This window comes from Corynebacterium sp. HMSC034B08, from assembly GCF_001835805.1.
Taxonomy (GTDB): domain Bacteria; phylum Actinomycetota; class Actinomycetes; order Mycobacteriales; family Mycobacteriaceae; genus Corynebacterium; species Corynebacterium coyleae.
Window position 1 is genome coordinate 77,206 of the sequence record NZ_KV825973.1, and the last position, 17,611, is coordinate 94,816.

At 64.5% G+C, this 17,611-nt stretch carries 15 protein-coding genes and 1 pseudogene; 10 read left to right on the forward strand and 6 right to left on the reverse strand.

Going from position 1 to position 17,611, the window contains the following annotated elements; genetic code table 11:
* Positions 1-363: pseudogene (locus HMPREF2656_RS11230) on the reverse strand (tRNA 2-thiouridine(34) synthase MnmA); the annotation flags it as partial.
* A 174-nt stretch (positions 364-537) separates the two neighbouring features.
* Between HMPREF2656_RS11230 and HMPREF2656_RS11235 the strand changes: the two are divergent.
* From HMPREF2656_RS11235 to HMPREF2656_RS11270, 8 genes are all read left to right on the forward strand, one after another.
* Complete coding sequence (locus tag HMPREF2656_RS11235) at positions 538-2,646, forward strand: heavy metal translocating P-type ATPase (RefSeq protein ID WP_083319533.1); 2,109 nt, start codon at positions 538-540, stop codon at positions 2,644-2,646.
* 35 nt (positions 2,647-2,681) lie between these two features.
* Entirely contained in the window at positions 2,682-2,966 is a 285-nt protein-coding gene (locus tag HMPREF2656_RS11240) for a metal-sensitive transcriptional regulator (RefSeq protein WP_070452265.1), read from the forward strand.
* A gap of 55 nt (positions 2,967-3,021) precedes the next feature.
* On the forward strand, positions 3,022-4,134 hold the full coding sequence (locus HMPREF2656_RS11245; protein WP_070816802.1) for a sensor histidine kinase: 1,113 nt from the start codon (positions 3,022-3,024) through the stop codon (positions 4,132-4,134).
* On the forward strand, positions 4,131-4,811 hold the full coding sequence (locus tag HMPREF2656_RS11250) for a response regulator transcription factor (RefSeq protein WP_070816803.1): 681 nt from the start codon (positions 4,131-4,133) through the stop codon (positions 4,809-4,811). The genes HMPREF2656_RS11245 and HMPREF2656_RS11250 overlap by 4 nt, the downstream gene beginning before the upstream one ends.
* 83 nt (positions 4,812-4,894) lie before the next feature.
* Positions 4,895-5,809: an ABC transporter ATP-binding protein gene (locus HMPREF2656_RS11255; RefSeq protein WP_070816804.1), complete on the forward strand. Its 915-nt coding sequence runs from the start codon at positions 4,895-4,897 to the stop codon at positions 5,807-5,809.
* Positions 5,806-6,552 carry an ABC transporter permease gene (locus HMPREF2656_RS11260; RefSeq protein ID WP_070816805.1) on the forward strand — a complete coding sequence of 249 codons (747 nt, stop codon included), beginning with the start codon at positions 5,806-5,808 and terminating at the stop codon, positions 6,550-6,552. Before HMPREF2656_RS11255 ends, HMPREF2656_RS11260 begins: the two co-directional genes overlap by 4 nt.
* Positions 6,553-6,555: 3 nt before the next feature.
* On the forward strand, positions 6,556-7,305 hold the full coding sequence (locus HMPREF2656_RS11265) for an ABC transporter permease (protein ID WP_070816806.1): 750 nt from the start codon (positions 6,556-6,558) through the stop codon (positions 7,303-7,305).
* 22 nt (positions 7,306-7,327) lie between these two features.
* Positions 7,328-8,116: a spermidine synthase gene (locus HMPREF2656_RS11270; protein ID WP_070816807.1), complete on the forward strand. Its 789-nt coding sequence runs from the start codon at positions 7,328-7,330 to the stop codon at positions 8,114-8,116.
* Here HMPREF2656_RS11270 and HMPREF2656_RS11275 read toward each other — a convergent pair.
* The 5 genes from HMPREF2656_RS11275 to HMPREF2656_RS11295 are packed head-to-tail and all read right to left on the reverse strand — an operon-like array spanning position 8,113 to position 13,155.
* Entirely contained in the window at positions 8,113-9,159 is a 1,047-nt protein-coding gene (locus tag HMPREF2656_RS11275; RefSeq protein ID WP_070816808.1) for a glycoside hydrolase family 25 protein, read from the reverse strand. The two genes, HMPREF2656_RS11270 and HMPREF2656_RS11275, sit on opposite strands and share 4 nt — an antisense overlap.
* Positions 9,160-9,217: 58 nt before the next feature.
* Complete coding sequence (locus HMPREF2656_RS11280) at positions 9,218-10,327, reverse strand: cysteine desulfurase family protein (RefSeq protein WP_070816892.1); 1,110 nt, start codon at positions 10,325-10,327, stop codon at positions 9,218-9,220.
* A gap of 10 nt (positions 10,328-10,337) precedes the next feature.
* Complete coding sequence (locus HMPREF2656_RS11285) at positions 10,338-11,477, reverse strand: THUMP-like domain-containing protein (RefSeq protein WP_070816809.1); 1,140 nt, start codon at positions 11,475-11,477, stop codon at positions 10,338-10,340.
* On the reverse strand, positions 11,467-12,342 hold the full coding sequence (locus tag HMPREF2656_RS11290; protein ID WP_070816810.1) for an NUDIX hydrolase: 876 nt from the start codon (positions 12,340-12,342) through the stop codon (positions 11,467-11,469). The genes HMPREF2656_RS11285 and HMPREF2656_RS11290 overlap by 11 nt, the downstream gene beginning before the upstream one ends.
* Positions 12,343-12,360: 18 nt before the next feature.
* Positions 12,361-13,155: an ABC transporter ATP-binding protein gene (locus tag HMPREF2656_RS11295; protein WP_371440670.1), complete on the reverse strand. Its 795-nt coding sequence runs from the start codon at positions 13,153-13,155 to the stop codon at positions 12,361-12,363.
* Positions 13,156-13,294: 139 nt separating this feature from the next.
* Between HMPREF2656_RS11295 and HMPREF2656_RS11300 the strand changes: the two genes are divergently transcribed.
* Both HMPREF2656_RS11300 and glgB read left to right on the forward strand, forming a co-directional pair.
* A complete protein-coding gene (locus HMPREF2656_RS11300) occupies positions 13,295-15,316 on the forward strand; it encodes a maltotransferase domain-containing protein (protein ID WP_070816812.1) in 2,022 nt (673 codons plus the stop codon).
* 8 nt (positions 15,317-15,324) lie between these two features.
* Complete coding sequence (gene glgB / locus HMPREF2656_RS11305) at positions 15,325-17,502, forward strand: 1,4-alpha-glucan branching protein GlgB (protein WP_210400979.1); 2,178 nt, start codon at positions 15,325-15,327, stop codon at positions 17,500-17,502.
* Positions 17,503-17,611: the final 109 nt, after the last annotated feature.

Genomic DNA, 17,611 nt, shown 5'->3' on the forward strand with positions numbered 1-17,611 from the left:
CGCATCGAAACCGAGCGTGACCGCGCGGTCCAGCAGAGCCGCGAACTTGATCTTCTCGTTGCAACGCAGGCACGGGTTTGGGGTCTCGCCGTTCTCATACGACCACACGAAGTTGTCAATGACCTCTTCTTTAAACCGGTCAGAGAAATCCCACACGTAAAACGGGATGCCCAACTTGTCGCACACACGGCGCGCATCCGCCGAGTCCTCGAGCGAGCAGCACCCGCGGGCAGACTCTCGCGTCTGCTGCGCATCTTTGCTCAACGCAAGGTGCACGCCGACAACATCGTGGCCGGCCTCCACAAGACGCGCCGCCGCAACTGAAGAGTCAACTCCCCCGCTCATCGCCGCTAATACTCGCATGTCGGCGCAGTGTAGTCCCGTGCCCACGAAACGTGAAACGTCCGGCTGCATGCATCGAGACCACCCCCTAGACATATACCCCCAGGGGGTATTAGCATGGGAGACGGCCGCCGCGCTAGCCCCCGGCGCTGCCGAACCGATCACAACCATGAATTGCAACGAAAGGACGAAACCATGAACGACAGGCACGCCCACTCCGGCACCGAACCCGGTGGGCACGCCAGCCATCATGAGCATGACGCCCACGAGGCTCATGCCGGACACGGTGATCACGACCACGCAGGACACGGTGGACACGGTGATCACGTTGCCCAGTTCCGCAGGCTCTTCTGGATCATGCTGGTTCTCGCAATCCCGGTCGTCGGGTTCAACAGCACTTTCGCCCATCTCATCGGCTATCAGCTGCCAGACACGGAATGGGCCCGGTGGATCTCACCACTTTTGGGCACGGTCATCTACCTCTGGGGAGGCCGGCCGTTCTTGACCGGGGCGGTCTCCGAGATCCGCTCCCGCAAACCCGGCATGATGCTGCTGATCGCGCTCGCGATCACGGTCGCCTTCGTCTCGTCTTGGGGTGCGAGCCTGAACTTGCTCGACCCCGGGCTGAATTTCTGGTGGGAACTGGCGCTGCTGGTGGTCATCATGCTGCTGGGGCACTGGATCGAGATGCGCTCCCTCGCCCAGACCACCTCGGCCCTGGATTCGCTCGCCGCTCTTCTGCCCGACGAGGCCGAAAAGATCGACGGCGACGAAGTTGTCAAGGTCACCCCGGCGGATCTTGAGGTCGGCGATGTCGTGATCGTGCGGCCCGGCGCGTCCGTGCCTGCCGACGGCACAATTGTCGACGGCAGCGCCAGCATGGACGAGTCGATGGTCACCGGTGAATCGAAATCGGTGCGCCGCGGTGAAGGCGAACACGTGGTCGCTGGCACCATCGCGACAGACTCGGGCCTGCGCATCGAAGTAACGGCCACGGGTGGCGACACCGCGCTGGCCGGCATTCAAAAGCTCGTCACCGATGCGCAGGAATCGTCGTCACGCGCGCAACGTCTCGCGGACAAGGCTGCTGCCTGGCTGTTCTGGTTCACCCTCGGCGCCGCCATCGTGACCGCTGTGGTCTGGACCGTCGTCGGTGTGCCAAATGACGCGGTAGTGCGCACTATCACGGTGCTCGTCATCGCCTGCCCCCACGCCCTCGGCCTTGCGATCCCGCTGGTCGTCTCAATCGCGACTGAGCGCGCGGCACGCGGCGGGGTATTGATCAAGGATCGGCTCGCGCTCGAATCGATGCGCTCAGTCGACGCTGTGTTGTTCGACAAGACCGGCACGTTGACCAAGGGTGAGCCCACCGTCACCGCGATCGAACCCGCCGGCGGGCGCGATAAAGAAGACGTGCTGGCCCTGGCAGCGGCCGCTGAAGCCGACAGCGAGCACCCGCTCGCCCGTGCCATCACTGGGGCCGCTCAAGCTCGCGATGTGGCCGTGCCGCAGGCCACCGACTTCTCTTCATCGCCAGCCGTGGGTGTGAAAGCAACGGTCAACGACGCGGTGATCGCGGTCGGTGGCCCCTACCTGCTTGAGCAGCATTCCGCCGAGGAGCTCCCAGTCGCCGACGAGTGGCGAAAGGAGGGCGCGATCATTCTCCACGTCCTCGCCGACGGCGAGGTGATCGGAGCACTCCGGCTTGCCGACGAGATCCGCCCCGAATCCCGCGACGCCGTCGACGCACTGCACGCATCGGGTGCTCAAGTCGTGATGATCACCGGCGACGCGCAGGCCGTGGCGAACACCGTAGCGGGCGAATTGGGCATCGATCGGGTCTTCGCCGGTGTACGGCCGGAGGACAAGGCCGCGAAGGTCAAGGAACTGCAAGCCGAGGGCCACAAGGTCGCCATGGTCGGCGACGGTGTCAACGACGCACCGGCGCTGGCCCAGGCCGATGTCGGTATCGCGATCGGTGCGGGCACCGACGTGGCCATCGGCTCGGCGGAGGTCATCCTGGCAAGCTCTGATCCGCGATCGGTGCTCTCGGTCATTGAGCTCTCGCGAGAGACCTACCGAAAGATGAAGCAGAACCTGTGGTGGGCGGCCGGCTACAACCTGGTGTCCGTGCCGCTGGCCGCCGGTATCCTCGCCCCAATCGGCTTCGTGATGCCGATGAGCGTCGGTGCGATCCTGATGTCGGCCTCAACCGTCGTCGTCGCCCTCAACGCGCAACTGCTCCGCCGACTCGACCTCACCCCACAGAGCAGCACCGACCGGATACTTAACCGGTCCAAGTAGCCCGGTACCGTCCACACCAAACAAGGAGGCCCATAATGAACGACCACGGCTACATCAGCGATAAAGACCGCTACCTCGCTCGGCTCAAACGTATCGAGGGGCAGACCCGTGGCATCCACCGCATGATCGACGAAAACGCCTACTGCATCGACATCCTCACCCAGATCAGCGCCGTCAACGCAGCGCTGAAGGGCGTAGCACTGGGCTTGCTGGACGATCACTTGGAGCACTGCGTCGCCAATGCCATCAAAGGCGGGCAGGAAGCCGAGGACAAGATCAAAGAGGCGTCTGCCGCTATCGCGCGGCTGGTGAAGTCCTAAGCGTCATACCGCAGTACGACGCGGCTGCCCGCGCCGGCAAGTAGCGTGGACGGCCATGAACTTTTCCACTACCCGCGCAGTGCGGATCCGCAATGCGAGCATGGCAGCGTTCATGCTGGTCCCCTGCCTAGTTGGGCTGCTGCCGGATTCGCGGCAGTTGGTCGTCGGGCTCGCACTGCTGGCCTGCGCCGTTGCGGCCCCGTTTACCCGCTGGCGCTGGCCACTGGAAACGTTCGCTGCGATCCTTACGGTGCTCATTCCCACGGCGTTCTGCGCATCGCTCCCCGTCGGCACAATCGCCGTGGCGCCGTTCGCCGCCTACATCGCCAGGCGCCACCTGCCCGCCCCGCACCGCGACATCGCCACGGGTGCACTGCTGCTTGGCGACGCCGCAGCCACCGCGTTCATCATCCCCGCGCTCACCGCGCTCGAGCCTGCCGAGCGACTCCCCTACGTCTTCTGGAGCATCATTCTGCTGACCGTGGCGCTGCTGTTCGGCGAGCTGCGCCGCCGTGCCGAGGAGACCGCGGAGAAGGATCTGGCCCGACAGCGTGAGCAGTTCGAACGCGATGCCCAGGAGCAGCGCGCCCACCTCGCGCGAGAGATCCACGACATTGTCACCCACTCGCTGACCGTCATCGTCGCGCAGGCCGACGGCGCGCGCTTTGCCGCCACCCCGGAGGCGAAGGACGAGGCGCTGCGCACCATCGGCAACGTCGGCCGCGACTCGCTGCGCCAGATGCGCGGCGTGGTGGAGCTGCTGCGCGACCCTGAACAGCGCCCCCTTGAACCAACAACGCAACTGGACATCGACGGCCTGGTCGCCACCAGCCGCGCGGGCGGGCTTAACGTCGCATACACCGCCGAGGGCACCCCTCCCGAGCACCTGGCCCCAGCCACCGCGCTTACCGTCCAGCGCATCGTGCAGGAGTCTCTGACCAACGCCATGAAGCACGGCACCGGCCGCGCCGAGCTCGCGGTGCGCTGGGGCGCAGATAACGTCGTGGTAGAAACGACGAACCCGGTCGCTCCCGGCGCGACCACTCGTCCGGGCCACGGAGTGGAGGGCATGCGGCAGCGCGCGGCGCTTTCCGGCGGCACGGTGACCGCATCCGCCACCCCCGCCGGCACCTGGACCACAATGGCAAGGATCCCGCTAAACTCATGATCACTCTCGGACTCGCAGACGACCAAGCGTTGTTTCTCCACGGCATCCGCAACGTGCTGGACTCCCAGCCGGACATGGAGGTCCGCTGGCTTGCCGCGAACGGCGAGGAGGCAGTGCAGGCGTGCGACAACGATCCGGTGGGCATTGTGCTTATGGACGTGCAAATGCCCGTCCTCGACGGCATCGCCGCCACTCGGCGTATCACCCAGCACCATCCGGACACCAAGGTGATCGTGCTGACCACGTTCGACGACGAGGCCTACGTGCTCGGCGGGATTGGCGCGGGCGCGAGCGGGTTCCTGCTCAAGGACGCGGAGCCGGAGGCGCTGCTGGACGCGATCCGCACGGTTGCAGGCGGTGACGCGGTGATTTCGCCGAGAGCGACGAACCGGATCGTCGCAAAGCTTGCTGCTCCGACAGAGGAGGCTGTGGTCCTGTCCGCCGCGGACCGCCTCGCGCTGCGTGAGCTCACAGAGCGCGAGCTCGAAGTACTCATCGCGATTGCCCGGGGCTGGAGCAACGGCGAGATCGCCGAGCGGATGTTTATCTCCATGCCAACGGTGAAAACGCACGTGGGCCGGGTGCTGGCGAAGACGCAGTCGCGCGACCGGGTGCACGCGGCCCTTTTCGCGTACCGGACCGGGTTGGTCTCGCGCGCGGATCTGTTGGATTCCTAAGCCGCGTCATACCTGGGTATCACGCCCAAAATCGTGCCCTGTGCCGACGCGGAAGGCCCGTGCCATGCGCGAACCTTGAACGCATGGAAACACCGATGATTCAGACCCACGGTCTGACGAAAACCTATGGACACACAGACGTCGTCCACAACCTAGACCTCAAGGTCGCTCCCGGCGTCGTGCACGGTTTGCTCGGTCCGAACGGTTCCGGCAAATCCACTACGATGAAGATGCTGCTCGGCCTCATCGCTCCAACGCACGGCGACATCAGCGTGCTCGGATACCCCATGACGCGAGCGAACCGCGCGCATGTCCTTGCCGGTGTCGGCTCGCTCATCGAAGCCCCCGCCGCTTACCCTCACCTCACGGGTGATGAAAACATGCGCATTGTTACGCGTCTGCTCGGCGCCGACCCCGAAGCGGTGCGCCGCGCGGTGTCACTGGTGAGCCTCGAGGGCCAGATGGACAAACTGGTGAAAAACTATTCGCTGGGTATGAAGCAGCGCCTCGGCATCGCGATGGCACTCGCACGCGACCCACAATTACTTATTCTCGACGAGCCCACCAACGGCCTCGACCCCGCCGGCATCGAAGAGATCCGCGAACTCATCATCAGCCTCGCCCGCGACCAGGGCCGCACCGTGCTGGTGTCGAGCCACCTGTTGTCAGAGATCGAGAAGATGGCGACCGACCTGACCATCATCAACCACGGCAAGCTCGTGTTCCAGGGCTCCCAAGACGAGCTGTACAGCGCGCAACTGCCGGATGTGTTCATCCAGACGCCTGAGGTTGCAACCGCAGTCTCGGTCCTTCGCGCACTGCAACCGAAACGGGTCGAGGGTGGTGTGGAGCTTTCCGGGCTTGACGACGACCACCTCGCCGATACCATCGCCCTTTTGGTTGCACACGGCGTGCCACTCCACCAGGTCCTGCGAAAACGGCGCAGCCTCGAGGACATCTTCATCGGCTTAACCAACGACGAGGTGGCAAGCGCATGATGGTGGAATTTGCCAAACTCAAACGCACCAAAATCGTGTGGCTGAGCCTGCTCATGACGGTAGGGATCCTCCTATTCGCCAACATGAGTCTCTTCGCAGGCGACAACGCCGCCGCATTCCGGGCCAACCCAGAAACCGCGTGGGCGGGACATCTCATCGGATTCGCCATGGCGCTGGCGTTTTTGACCCCGTTGCAGCTTGCACTGGTGGCCAGCCGCATCGTGGATACCGAGCACATCAGCGGCGGGTGGCGGCTCAACGCCATCGCAGGAACTCGGCCCGGGGCGCTGCTTCTTAGAAAGTTAGGTGTAGCGACGGTGGTAGTTGTCGTCGCAAAGTGTATTGAGTTCGCTGGGGCCATAGCGCTGCCTGTCGCGATGGGCGCGCCTGCACCGCGCGGAGCGATGCTGGAGACATGGCTGCGCTTCGGTCTCGGTGTCGCGGGCACCACACTTGCGCTCCTCGCTGTGATGCTGTTGCTCGCCGCGCTTGTCGAGTCGCAACTTGTCGTGCTCGCAGTCGGGGTCGTCGGCGGGTTCTTTGGCATCGCATCACTGCTGTCCCCACCGTGGCTGGCTGCAGTCAATCCTTTCGGGTACGTCGCAGTGATCCTCCCGTTCGGATTCACTGAAGCAGGGGTCACCCCGTCGCAGCCCGGCTGGGTGCTGTGGAGCGGCTACCTCGTCCTCGCCGTTGCAGTCTTGGTCGCCGGTACCAAAGCCCTGGATCGAAAGGAGATCTAGACCATGGACCTGATCCTTAACGACCTGCTCAAGCTTCGGCGCTCGCACGTCTGGGCGGTCGCGCTTCTCGTCCCCGCGGTTGCCGTCGCCATCGGCGCCGGCAACTACGCCGCGAACACCGGCACCCTGACCGCCGGTTGGGGTAGCTACTTCTCCCAGGTCATGCTGTTTTATGGGTTGTTGTTCTGTACCGCTGGCATCGCGATCCTCGCCGCAGCCGCCTGGCGGGTCGAGCACCGCGGACACAACTGGCTCACCATGCTCACTTCGACGCGTTCGGTGGGCAACCTGGTGGCGTCGAAAATCGCCGCGATTGCGGTTACTGTCACGGCGATGCACGCTGTTCTCATCGGCCTCACGTTGTTCGTCGGTTGGGCTTTGCGGATTCCAGGAGCAGTTCCAAGCGAGCTCCTCGTCGCAGCGTTATTGGCACTCGCCCCAGCCGTTGCGGTGGCGTCGTGGCAGTCGCTGCTGTCCATGGTCATCCGTAGTTTTGCAGCACCTATCGGCATTGCGGTGGTGGCAAGTCTCGTATCGTTTGGCGCACTCGCGGCTGGGGTGCCTGGCGTGCGGTTCATCGTGGCGCCTGCGTTGTTGTCGCACACGCTGTGGCTGGGCAGTTCCGCCGTCGCCGCCGCGGGAGCGCTCGACACTGGCACCGTTACAGGCGTTCTCGCCGCCTCCTCAGCGTTGACCGTGGCTGGCTGGGCGGCTGCAGTGGCCTATCTACGGGACACCGACGCGCGCATCTAGGCGCCAGGTACCCTCACCAGCCATGGCCGCCAAAAGTGAGTTTTATGAAATCGACACCGGTGTCGCGGAAGTCCTCCACGAGCCCGACGGGTCGATGGTGTTGCTGGTCAACGGGGTGCCCAGTTCCCACATCGTGCCTGGCGACCCGCAGCGCCTCGATTTTGAGTACATGCGCTGGATGGCGGACTTTTTGGATACCCACTATCCGGACGAGGCGAAGCCGAAGTCCCGGCTGACACACCTGGGCGGCGGCGCGTGCACGCTGGCGCGCTACTTCGCAAGCGCGTGGAAAGGCTCGCGCAACACGGTGGTGGAGATCGATTCCGAATTGGCGGTGCTCGCACGCGAACTCTTCGACATCCCGCGTGCCCCGGCCGTGAAGATTCGTGTCGACGACGCCCGCGACGTCATCGACGCCTTCAAGCCCGCCACCCGCGACGTGATCATCCGAGACGTGTTCTCGTCGGCCACCACGCCGCGGAATCTGACGACGGTGGAGTTCTATGCGGCGGTGCGGTCGTCGATAAGCGATCGTGGCTTCTACCTCGCCAACTGCGGCTCCCACGCCGACCTGAAGGAGGCGAAAGAGGAACTCGCCGGCATGCTGGAAGTATTCCCGCACGTTGCGGCGATCGCCGACCCGCCGATGTTCAAGGGGCGCCGCTACGGCAACATCGTGCTCATCGGCGCCAACCACCCGATCGAAGCCGGCGACGTGCTCACCCGCGAGCTGCTCAAAGGCGGGGTGCCAGCGCAGTTTAAGGGGCTTGCGTGGGCGCGCCGCTTTGCGACGACCCCACGCCACGACTAGTGCTTCAGCGCGTTATCCAACAAAATCAGCAGATCACCGATTTGGTAGTTGCCGACCATCATGTTGCGTAGGTCGTCGATAGGCAGCTCGCCTTGGCCCGCGAGCTGCTGGACCAAGCGCGCGATGTTGTTCGCATCCGTCAGATCAAAGCCTGCGACACGTGCGGCGTCGATGAACTGCTGCACACCAAGACCACCCGCGGCCAGCGCAAGAACCGCGATAACCAGCTTGGTGCTGTCCTGCTCAAGCACCTTTAACTCGCCGGAATCAGGCGCCTGGAAACGCTCCAACACGCCACCAGCAGCGTTCAAGTTGCCTGCGGCGAACTGGTTCAACTGACCCGACGTGCCGTTAAACAGGTTCATGTCCACCGGGGTGTTGATGCCGACGACACGGCCGGAGTCGCTGCGCTGCCAAAACGACAACTTGTCCCAACCACCAACCGGCGCCGGGGGCTGATTCTGGTACGCGGCAAGCCACAGCGGGTAGGACGTGAACGCAGAGGTGTCGTTCATGTGCTCGTACCAGAAGTAGCGGTACGTGTAGATCATCGGCTTTTTGCCCGTCTGCGCCTGCACCTCAGACAGGAAGCGCTGCGTCCACGCCGCAAGCTGGACCGGGCCGAGGCCCTCGTCGACCTCAAGGTCGAGCACCGGCGGCAACTGCGTTGCCGGGCCCTGGTTGATCACGGAGGCGAAGTAACGCGCCTGCGTGACAGGGTCCTCGGCGGGGCGCGCGTAGTGGTAGGCGCCGACCTTCAGGCCGGCGTCGGCAGCGGCTTTGGCGTCCTCGTCGTAGAACTCGTTCTTCCAGCCCTCGCCCTCAGATGCCTTGACAAAGGCGAAGTCCTGGCCGCCGATCGTGCCCACCGAGCGCCAGTCGATGGTCGCGCCGCCCGGACGCTGGTGGCCCGCGACATCGACGCCGGAGACCACGCCCGGGATCGACTGGGCGTCGGCTTGCCCGAGCGGCGTGACGGTTGTGGCAAACAGCAGGGCGGCGACAGCGGCTGCTGCGGTACGGATTCGGCGTGACATCTGCATGCGGGCAACACTAGTGCACCCAAATCACACAAATCACATGCGACACGCGCGTTGCCGGTTAGAGCGCGCCAGCTGCCCGCGCCTTTTCCACCACGTCCGGGATCGCGTTGAGGAACGCCTCCACGTCCTGCGCCGTGTTCGTACGCCCGACCGTCACGCGCAACGCCCCCATCGCCTCACGCTCGCTGTACCCCATCGCCTCAAGCACGTGACTCATGCGCAGCACGCCACTGGCGCACGCCGAGCCCGCCGACACCGAAATACCCTGCACGTCCAGCAACATGATCAACGCGTCCGCGTTCGCGCCGGGGAACATAAAGTGCGCGTGCCCCGGCAGCGCGGGCTCTTGCGTTGCGACGACCACCCCATCCACACGTTGCCTCACCCCCTCAATGAGCGCGTCCCGCAGACGCTCAATCTCGGTATGTTCTGCGATCGCCTCCTCGAGCGCCACCGCCGTGGCGGCCGCCGATGCGACGTCGACGGTGCCGGAGCGGATCCCGCGCTCCTGCCCCCCGCCCAGAATCACCGGCTTCGGCGCGGGCGAACGCTTCGCCAGCAGAATGCCGGTGCCGCGCGGGCCGCCAAACTTGTGAGCGCTGGCTGCAAGCGTGGTCGCACCAAGCGCGTGGAAATCCACCGGCACATGCCCGACCGCCTGCACCGCATCGACGTGCACCGGCGTGCCGACGGCGGTGGCGCGCTCAATCACCTCACCCACCGGCTGGATCGCGCCGGTTTCGTTGTTCGCCCACATCATCGTCGCAACCGCCGCCGGCGTATCCAGCGCACTCAAGTCCGTAACGTGCCCGTCGCGACCCACCGGCAGCCACTCCACATCCGCCCCAGTCTGGCCCAGAGACTTGACTACCTCGAGCACGGCGGGGTGCTCGATCGGCGTGGCAACCACCCGATCCAGCTCGGATGCATCAAACAGCCCACGCACCCCAATGTTGTTGGCCTCTGTGCCCGAGCCGGTAAACACCACCTCGACGGGGTCGGCGCCGAGGGCGCCCGCGATGCGCTCGCGGGCGTCGGCAAGCACAGCGTTCGCCTTGCGCCCCGCGGCGTGTTGGCTTCCCGCGTTGAGGGCGCCTGCGTGTTCCACCCACGCGTCGATCGCACTTTGGCGCATCGGAGTTGTAGCAGCGTGATCGAAATAGACCATGCGCCCAAGGTTAGGCGTGCACGCGCGGCCCGCACACATGCGCCACCGCCTGATCCCCAATCCGCGCGATCACCACCGCCATCTGTGCCTTGCCGCGCAGCTTCAATTTCTTGCGCAACTGGTCCGGGTCCACATCCACGCCGCGCACGAGGATCTCCACGCTTCCCGCACCGTGGGAGGCAAGCGCCTTCTTCAGGGCACGCAGCGGCACCGCTTCGAGGAAGGGAAAACCACTGTAGCCTGCTGGGATCTGCTCGCCTGTCAGATACGCGATGTGCTCGTCGAGCATGCTCAGCCTGTGGCGCGCCGCCCACCCACGCACCAGTCCCGCGCGCACCACTGCCCCGTCCGGGTCGATGATGTAGCGCTGTGGGGCGGTGACGTCGACGGTGTCGTCGTCAAGATCGGTGACACGCTCCTCGCCATCTCGCAGGACCACCGCTTCTCGACGAACCCCTCCCGCCAACCCCGGCGTATACAAACACACCTCTTTGACGCCGCCGTCGACGGACACCACGCTGACCAGACCGTCCCACTCCGAATAGTCGATGCCCGGCGCGCACTTCACCGCCATCTCGCGGCCGGCGTGCGCATCGAGCAAATCCGGCAACGGCGGCAGCAACTGTGCTGGGTCGGTGATTCGGCGGCCCCCGGCGCGACGCGCTGGATCAGCAACCACCACCCCGTCAGACGTCACCGGCCTGAGCGCATCCGCCTGCGCCAGCCACGCCTCTTGCCCCAAGTTGTGCCGCGCCATGATCAAACGAGGCATGTCTAAGTCGCTGCCCATCCACGCAATGCCGCGCTGACGAAACGCCGGAGCCTCCGAGCCGACCGAGCACGTCACGTCATGCACCATCTGCGCTCCCGCCTCGGCAATGCGCGCGGCACGTACCCCCGCTACGCGTGCTGGGGTGGCCTGCTGCGCGGCGTCGGCATCGGTAAGCCAAAGGGCAGGAAACTTGCCGGCTGCGGCGCGCCGGGCGGCGATAAGCGCGCTGACGGCTCGGGCGTAGTCGCCAAAGTGTTGGTCCAACACCGCACGGTCGGCGAACACACTCTTTTTGGTCAGGGCGATCTCGGGCTCGACTGCGGAGATCGCGTCAGCGTTCGCTGCGAGGAACCGTGCCTCTGCGACGCTAAATGTCATAGCGTTTTCCAATCCGGTCTACTGGTCGGAACGTGAAGAACTCTTCGTATCGCGCATCGTCGACCGGGTCACCGATCACGGGAGCGAGGCTTGCTCCTTCCGCGGCGTGCAGGACGTCGTCGACAGTGTCAAAGCGTCGCAGCTCGCTTAACTGCGCCCACGTGGAGGGGGCGAGGCGAACGAGGCCGTGGCGCCAGCCGTCGAGAAGCAATTGCGGCGGGAACCAGTTCGCATCATCTGCCTCGTCCGTATTCGAGTCAGGCTCTTGGCCCTCCGGGTTGGCAGCAACAAACGTAAACGTGTCAAACCAGTTGCCACTTTCAGACACCCCGACCCAGCGCGCCACCGGCTTGAGCAGGTCCGCGCACACGTTGAGGTTGCTCTCCTGCAACACGTCAGTCAGGGAAAGCTCGTGAGATTCGAGCCGGAGGCGGTGGTTGTGGAAGGGGCGGGCGTCGTCGAGAAGCGTGCCGTCATCGTCAACCGCAAGCAGTGTGCCAGTCTCCTCGAACAGCTCGCGCACCGCAGCAAACAGCACCGCGTGGGCCTTGTACTTGGTCACCCCGAGCTGGCGAGCAAGCGAAATCGCCGAACGCCCAAGCCACAACTCGCCATCATCCCAAGCACGCGGCGGGAAATCGCGCGAATCCACCCCGCCGCCCGGAAACACCGTCAGCCCCGGATAATTCGGCATGGACAGGACACGTTCCTGCACCCACACCTCAAGCCCGTCGGCACTATTGCGCAGCAAGATCACCGTCGCAGACAGACGCGCACCGAAAAACCCGCTCTTCTCGCTCGGGTCAATCGAATCGGCCTCGTCGTGCGACAACACGGCCTCGTTGCGCTTCTTCTCCGTCGGCATTGCTCCCACCCCGGCGGTCTACGCCCGGTGCGCACCCCTGCGGGCTGAACGGGCGCGGCGTGCGAAGAAACGCCCGTCATCGCGCGTCACTTCGATCGGCTGGTGGTAGGCGCGCGAGACGTTCTCGGACGTCAGCACGTCATCGATGAGGCCTTGGGCGACAATCTCGCCTTCGTCCAGCAGCATCGCGTGAGTAAACCCGTCCGGGATCTCCTCCAGGTGGTGGGTGATCATGACGATCGCCGGCGCATCCGGGTCCATCGCCAGATCCCCCAGGTAGGCCAGGAGGTCCTCGCGGCCGCCCAAGTCCATGCCGGCGGCGGGCTCGTCGAGAATGAGCAGCTCCGGGTTGGTCATCACGGCACGCGCAACGAGCACGCGCTTCTTCTCACCGTCAGACAGAGTGCCCCAACGACGGTCGATCAGGTGCATCGCACCAACCTGCTCAAGCACTTCGAGGGCCTGGTCGTAATCCATCTCGTCGTAGTCCTCGCGCCAACGCCCCAAAATGGCGTAACCAGCGGAGACCACGAGGTCGCCGACCTTCTCGTCCTCCGGCACACGGTTCGCCACCGCGGAGGACGTCACACCGATCGCGGCACGCAAGTCGCGCATATCGGTGGCGCCGACGCGCTCGCCGAGAATGAACACGTGGCCTGCCGATGGGAATTCCTGCGCCGACGCCATCCGGATCAAGGTGGTTTTGCCGGCGCCGTTCGGCCCGATGACCACCCACCTCTCGTCGAGCTCGACCTGCCAATCGACAGGGCCGACGAGCGTGTGTCCGCCACGAATGAAGGACACGTTGCGCATGTCGATGAGCAGGTCCGGATCTGTCACCAATTCCTCTGTCTGATTCACGTCCCCCATCTTGGCCTATTTCGGCCCGCGTGTGTGGTTGCCCCGCGCTACCCTGGCGGGTGAATCAATGGTCGCTCGGAAGGTTTTGATGATGGTTGCTCGCTTCGGCATCGACGACGTCCGCCCCCAGGTCTCTGGGCGCACGTTGCCGTCGAAGGCGGTTGTTGGTGAGGTCGTGCCGGTTTCCGCGTTGGTGTGGCGCGAGGGCCACGATGCGATTGCTGCGACGCTGGTACTTGTCGCGCCGTCGGGTGCGCAGTACGAGGTGCCGATGCACGCCGAGTTTTATCGGCCGGATTATTGCCATGCGGTGTTTGTGCCGGACGAGCAAGGTCTGTGGCGCTATCGGGTGGATGCGTGGAGCGACGTCATGGCCACGTGGCGCAACGCGGTGGAAAAGAAGCTCGCCGCCGGCCAGTCGTTAGCGGAGTTGTCCAACGATATTGCGCATGGCGTGGAATTGTTCGACGCCGCGATTGCTCAGCATGCTTCCCCGGTGCTTGCCTCCGCGCGCGCATCGCTTATCGACGACACCCTGCCCCTTTCCCAACGCATCACCCCCGGGTGCTCCCAGGAGGTGCAAGACGTGCTCGCCGAACACCCCCTGCGTGAATTGGTCACCCGCGGGCCCGTCGCCGATATCCTTGTGGAGCGTCGCGAGGCACTCGTGAACTCCTGGTACGAACTGTTTCCGCGCTCCACCGGCGGTGTGGATAAAAAGGGCAACCCGATCCACGGCACCTGGGCCACCACCGCGGCGCAATTGGACCGAGTGGCGGCGATGGGGTTCGACACCGTCTATTTCCCGCCCATCCACCCGATTGGCGAGGTCAACCGCAAAGGCCGCAACAACACCCTCACCCCCGAAGACGGCGACGTCGGCTCCCCGTGGGCCATCGGGTCTAAATACGGCGGCCACGACGCCTTCGACCCAAACCTGGGCGGCGAGGACGAATTTTTGGACATGATGGACCAAGCCAACGAGTTGGGTCTGGAGATCGCCCTCGACTTCGCCCTGCAGGCTGCGCCCGATCACCCGTGGGCGAAAGAGCACCCGGAGTTTTTCACCGTGCTCGCCGACGGCACCATCGCTTACGCCGAAAACCCGCCAAAGAAATACCAGGACATCTACCCGCTGAACTTCGACAACGCGCCCGAGGCGCTCTACGCCGAGATCTACCGGGTGCTCATGTACTGGGTCAACCTCGGCGTGACCACCTTCCGTGTAGACAATCCCCACACGAAGCCGGTGAACTTCTGGCACTGGCTCATTTCCAAGGTCCACGAAACCGACCCGGACGTCATCTTCCTCGCCGAGGCGTTTACCCGCCCGCCGCGCATGTACGGGCTGTCCAAGGCTGGGTTTAGCCAGTCGTACACCCACTTCACCTGGAAGGTGACCAAGGCGGAGTTGACCGACTTTGCCCAACTGCTTGTCGACGTCGCCGACGTCTCCCGCCCCAACCTCTTCGTCAACACCCCCGACATCCTGCACGCCACCCTGCAGACCGGTGGCCCGGCAGCGTTTGCCCTGCGCGCCACACTCGCTGCCACCATGAGCCCTTTGTGGGGCGTGTACTCCGGCTACGAACTCTACGAAAACCGCCCCGTCGCCGCCGGCAGCGAGGAATACCACGACAGCGAAAAATACCAACTGCGCCATCGCGACTTCGACGCTGCTCTCAAGCAAGGCAAATCCCTCGAGCCGTACCTGACGCTGCTCAACCAGATCCGTCGCGACAACCCCGCCCTGCAGCAACTGCGCCAAATCCGCTTCCACCGCATCGACAACGACAACCTCATCGCCTACTCCAAGGTCGATGCGATTTCCGGCAACGCGGTGTTGGTCGTCGTCAATCTGGACCCCACCGGCACCCAAGAAGGCCTGCTGCACATCGACGCCGACGCCATCGGACTGAGCCCCGGCACCTTCGACGTCCACGACCAGATCACCAACGAGCGCTACACGTGGACAACCGCCGAAACCGGCAACTACATCAAACTCTCGCCCGAGAAGAACGTCGCCCACGTGGTGCGTTTGCCCGAGGTTGCGCCGGATCGTCGAGAAGCACTCGCGTACCGTCAGATCTCAGACCACGACTACCGCCCCTAAGGACCACCATGAACACCAACCTGCTCATCCCGGACGGGGACCGCCAACGCCTCCTCGCCTGCACCCACAACGCACCCCACGACATCTACGGCTGGCACCCCCACGGCGACGGATCCATCATCCGCACCCGCTTCATCGGTGCCGAACGCGTCGAACTGCTCATCCACAACGCGTCCCAACCCATGCAGCCGCTTGGCGACGACATCTGGGCCACCACCCTCGACGACACCCACACCCCCGACTACCGCTACCGCATCACCTACCCCGGTGCAGCCCCCATCATCGTCGCCGACGCCTACAACTTCCTACCCACCCTCGGCTCCCTCGACATCCACCTCATCAACGAAGGCCGCCACGAACGTCTCTGGGACGTCCTCGGCGCGAACGTCCGCACCTACGAAACCACCCTCGGCGTCGTCACCGGCACCTCATTTGCCGTCTGGGCACCCAACGCCACCGGCGTAGCCGTCATCGGTGACTTCTGCTCCTGGAACCCCAGCCAGTACCCCATGCGCAGCCTCGGCGTCTCCGGCGTCTGGGAAATTTTCATCCCCGGCATCGGCGACGGCGACGCTTACAAATTCGCCATCCACACCGCCGACGGCACACGCATCGACAAAGCCGACCCGCTGGCTAAACGCACGTTGACTCCGCCGGAGACGGTGTCAGTCGTCGCAAAGCCAAGCGAATTCGAATGGAGCGACCACGACTGGATCACCGCCCGTGCCGGACGCGACGCCACCAACTCCGCCATGAGCATCTACGAATGCCACATCGGCTCCTGGAAACAAGGCTCCACCTACGCCACACTTACCGACGAACTCGTGCCCTACCTCGTCGAAAACGGCTACACCCACGTCGAATTCCTCCCCGTCGCCGAACACCCCTACGGCGGATCCTGGGGCTACCAAGTCACCGGCTACTACGCCCCCACCGCACGCTGGGGAAGCCCCGACGACTTCCGCCGCCTCGTCGACACACTCCACGCCAACGGCATCGGCGTCATCGTCGACTGGGTCCCCGCCCACTTCCCCAAAGACGACTTCGCCCTCGCACGCTTCGACGGCACACCCCTCTACGAACACCCCGACTGGCGACGCGGCGAACAACGCGACTGGGGCACCTACGTGTTCAACTTCGGCCGACGCGAAGTCCGCAACTTCCTCGTCGCCAACGCCCTGTACTGGTTCGAAGAATTCCACCTCGACGGCATCCGCGTCGACGCCGTCGCCTCCATGCTCTACCTCGACTACTCCCGCGAACCCGGCGAATGGCTCCCCAACCAACACGGCGGCCGCGAACACTGGGAAGCCGTCCAATTCCTCCAAGAAATGAACGCCACCGTCCACCGCGAACACCCCGGCGTGCTCACCATCGCCGAAGAATCCACCGCATGGCCAGGCGTGACCGCCCAAACCGACGCCGACGGCCTCGGATTCTCCATGAAGTGGAACATGGGTTGGATGAACGACACCCTCGAATACTTCTCACTCGACCCCGTCCACCGCTCCCACCACCACAACGAAATCACCTTCTCGCTCGTCTACGCCTTCTCCGAACGCTACGTCCTACCGTTCAGCCACGACGAAGTCGTCCACGGCAAAGGCTCCCTGTGGCAGCGCATGCCTGGCGACGACTGGAACAAAGCCGCGGGCTTACGCGCCCTTTACGGCTACATGTACTCCCACCCCGGCAAACCGCTCATGTTCATGGGCTGCGAATGGGGCCAAACCACCGAATGGGACGAAGCCCACTCCATCAACTGGGACGACCTGCACCGCGACTACCACGCCGGCATCAAACGCCTCGTACGCGACCTCAACCTGGTCTACCGCGACACCCCCGCCCTGTACTCCCAAGACAACACCCCCATGGGCTTCCAGTGGATCAAGGGCGACGACGCCTCAAACAACGTCCTCGCCTACATCCGCTGGGGCGTCGACGCCACCCCAGTCCTCGCCGTGATCAACCTCTCGGGAGTCTCCCTGCCCAACTACCGCCTCGGCCTGCCCGAAGCAGGCGCATGGGACATGCTGATCAACACCGACGAATCAGTCTACGGCGGTGCCGGCAACGACCTACCACGCAGCGTGCACACCGACGCCACCGAGTGGGACCGGTTCGACCAGTCCATTGAGCTGCACATCCCAGCCATGAGCGTGCAGTACTACGTCCTCCGGCGCTAAGAGCCGAAGAGTTGGTCCATTGCCCCGCGGTTGGTGTTTTTCACCAGGTAGCCGCGGGGTGAGATCCATACTGGCGCACCCCGCACCATGACGATCCGGCCCCGTTTCT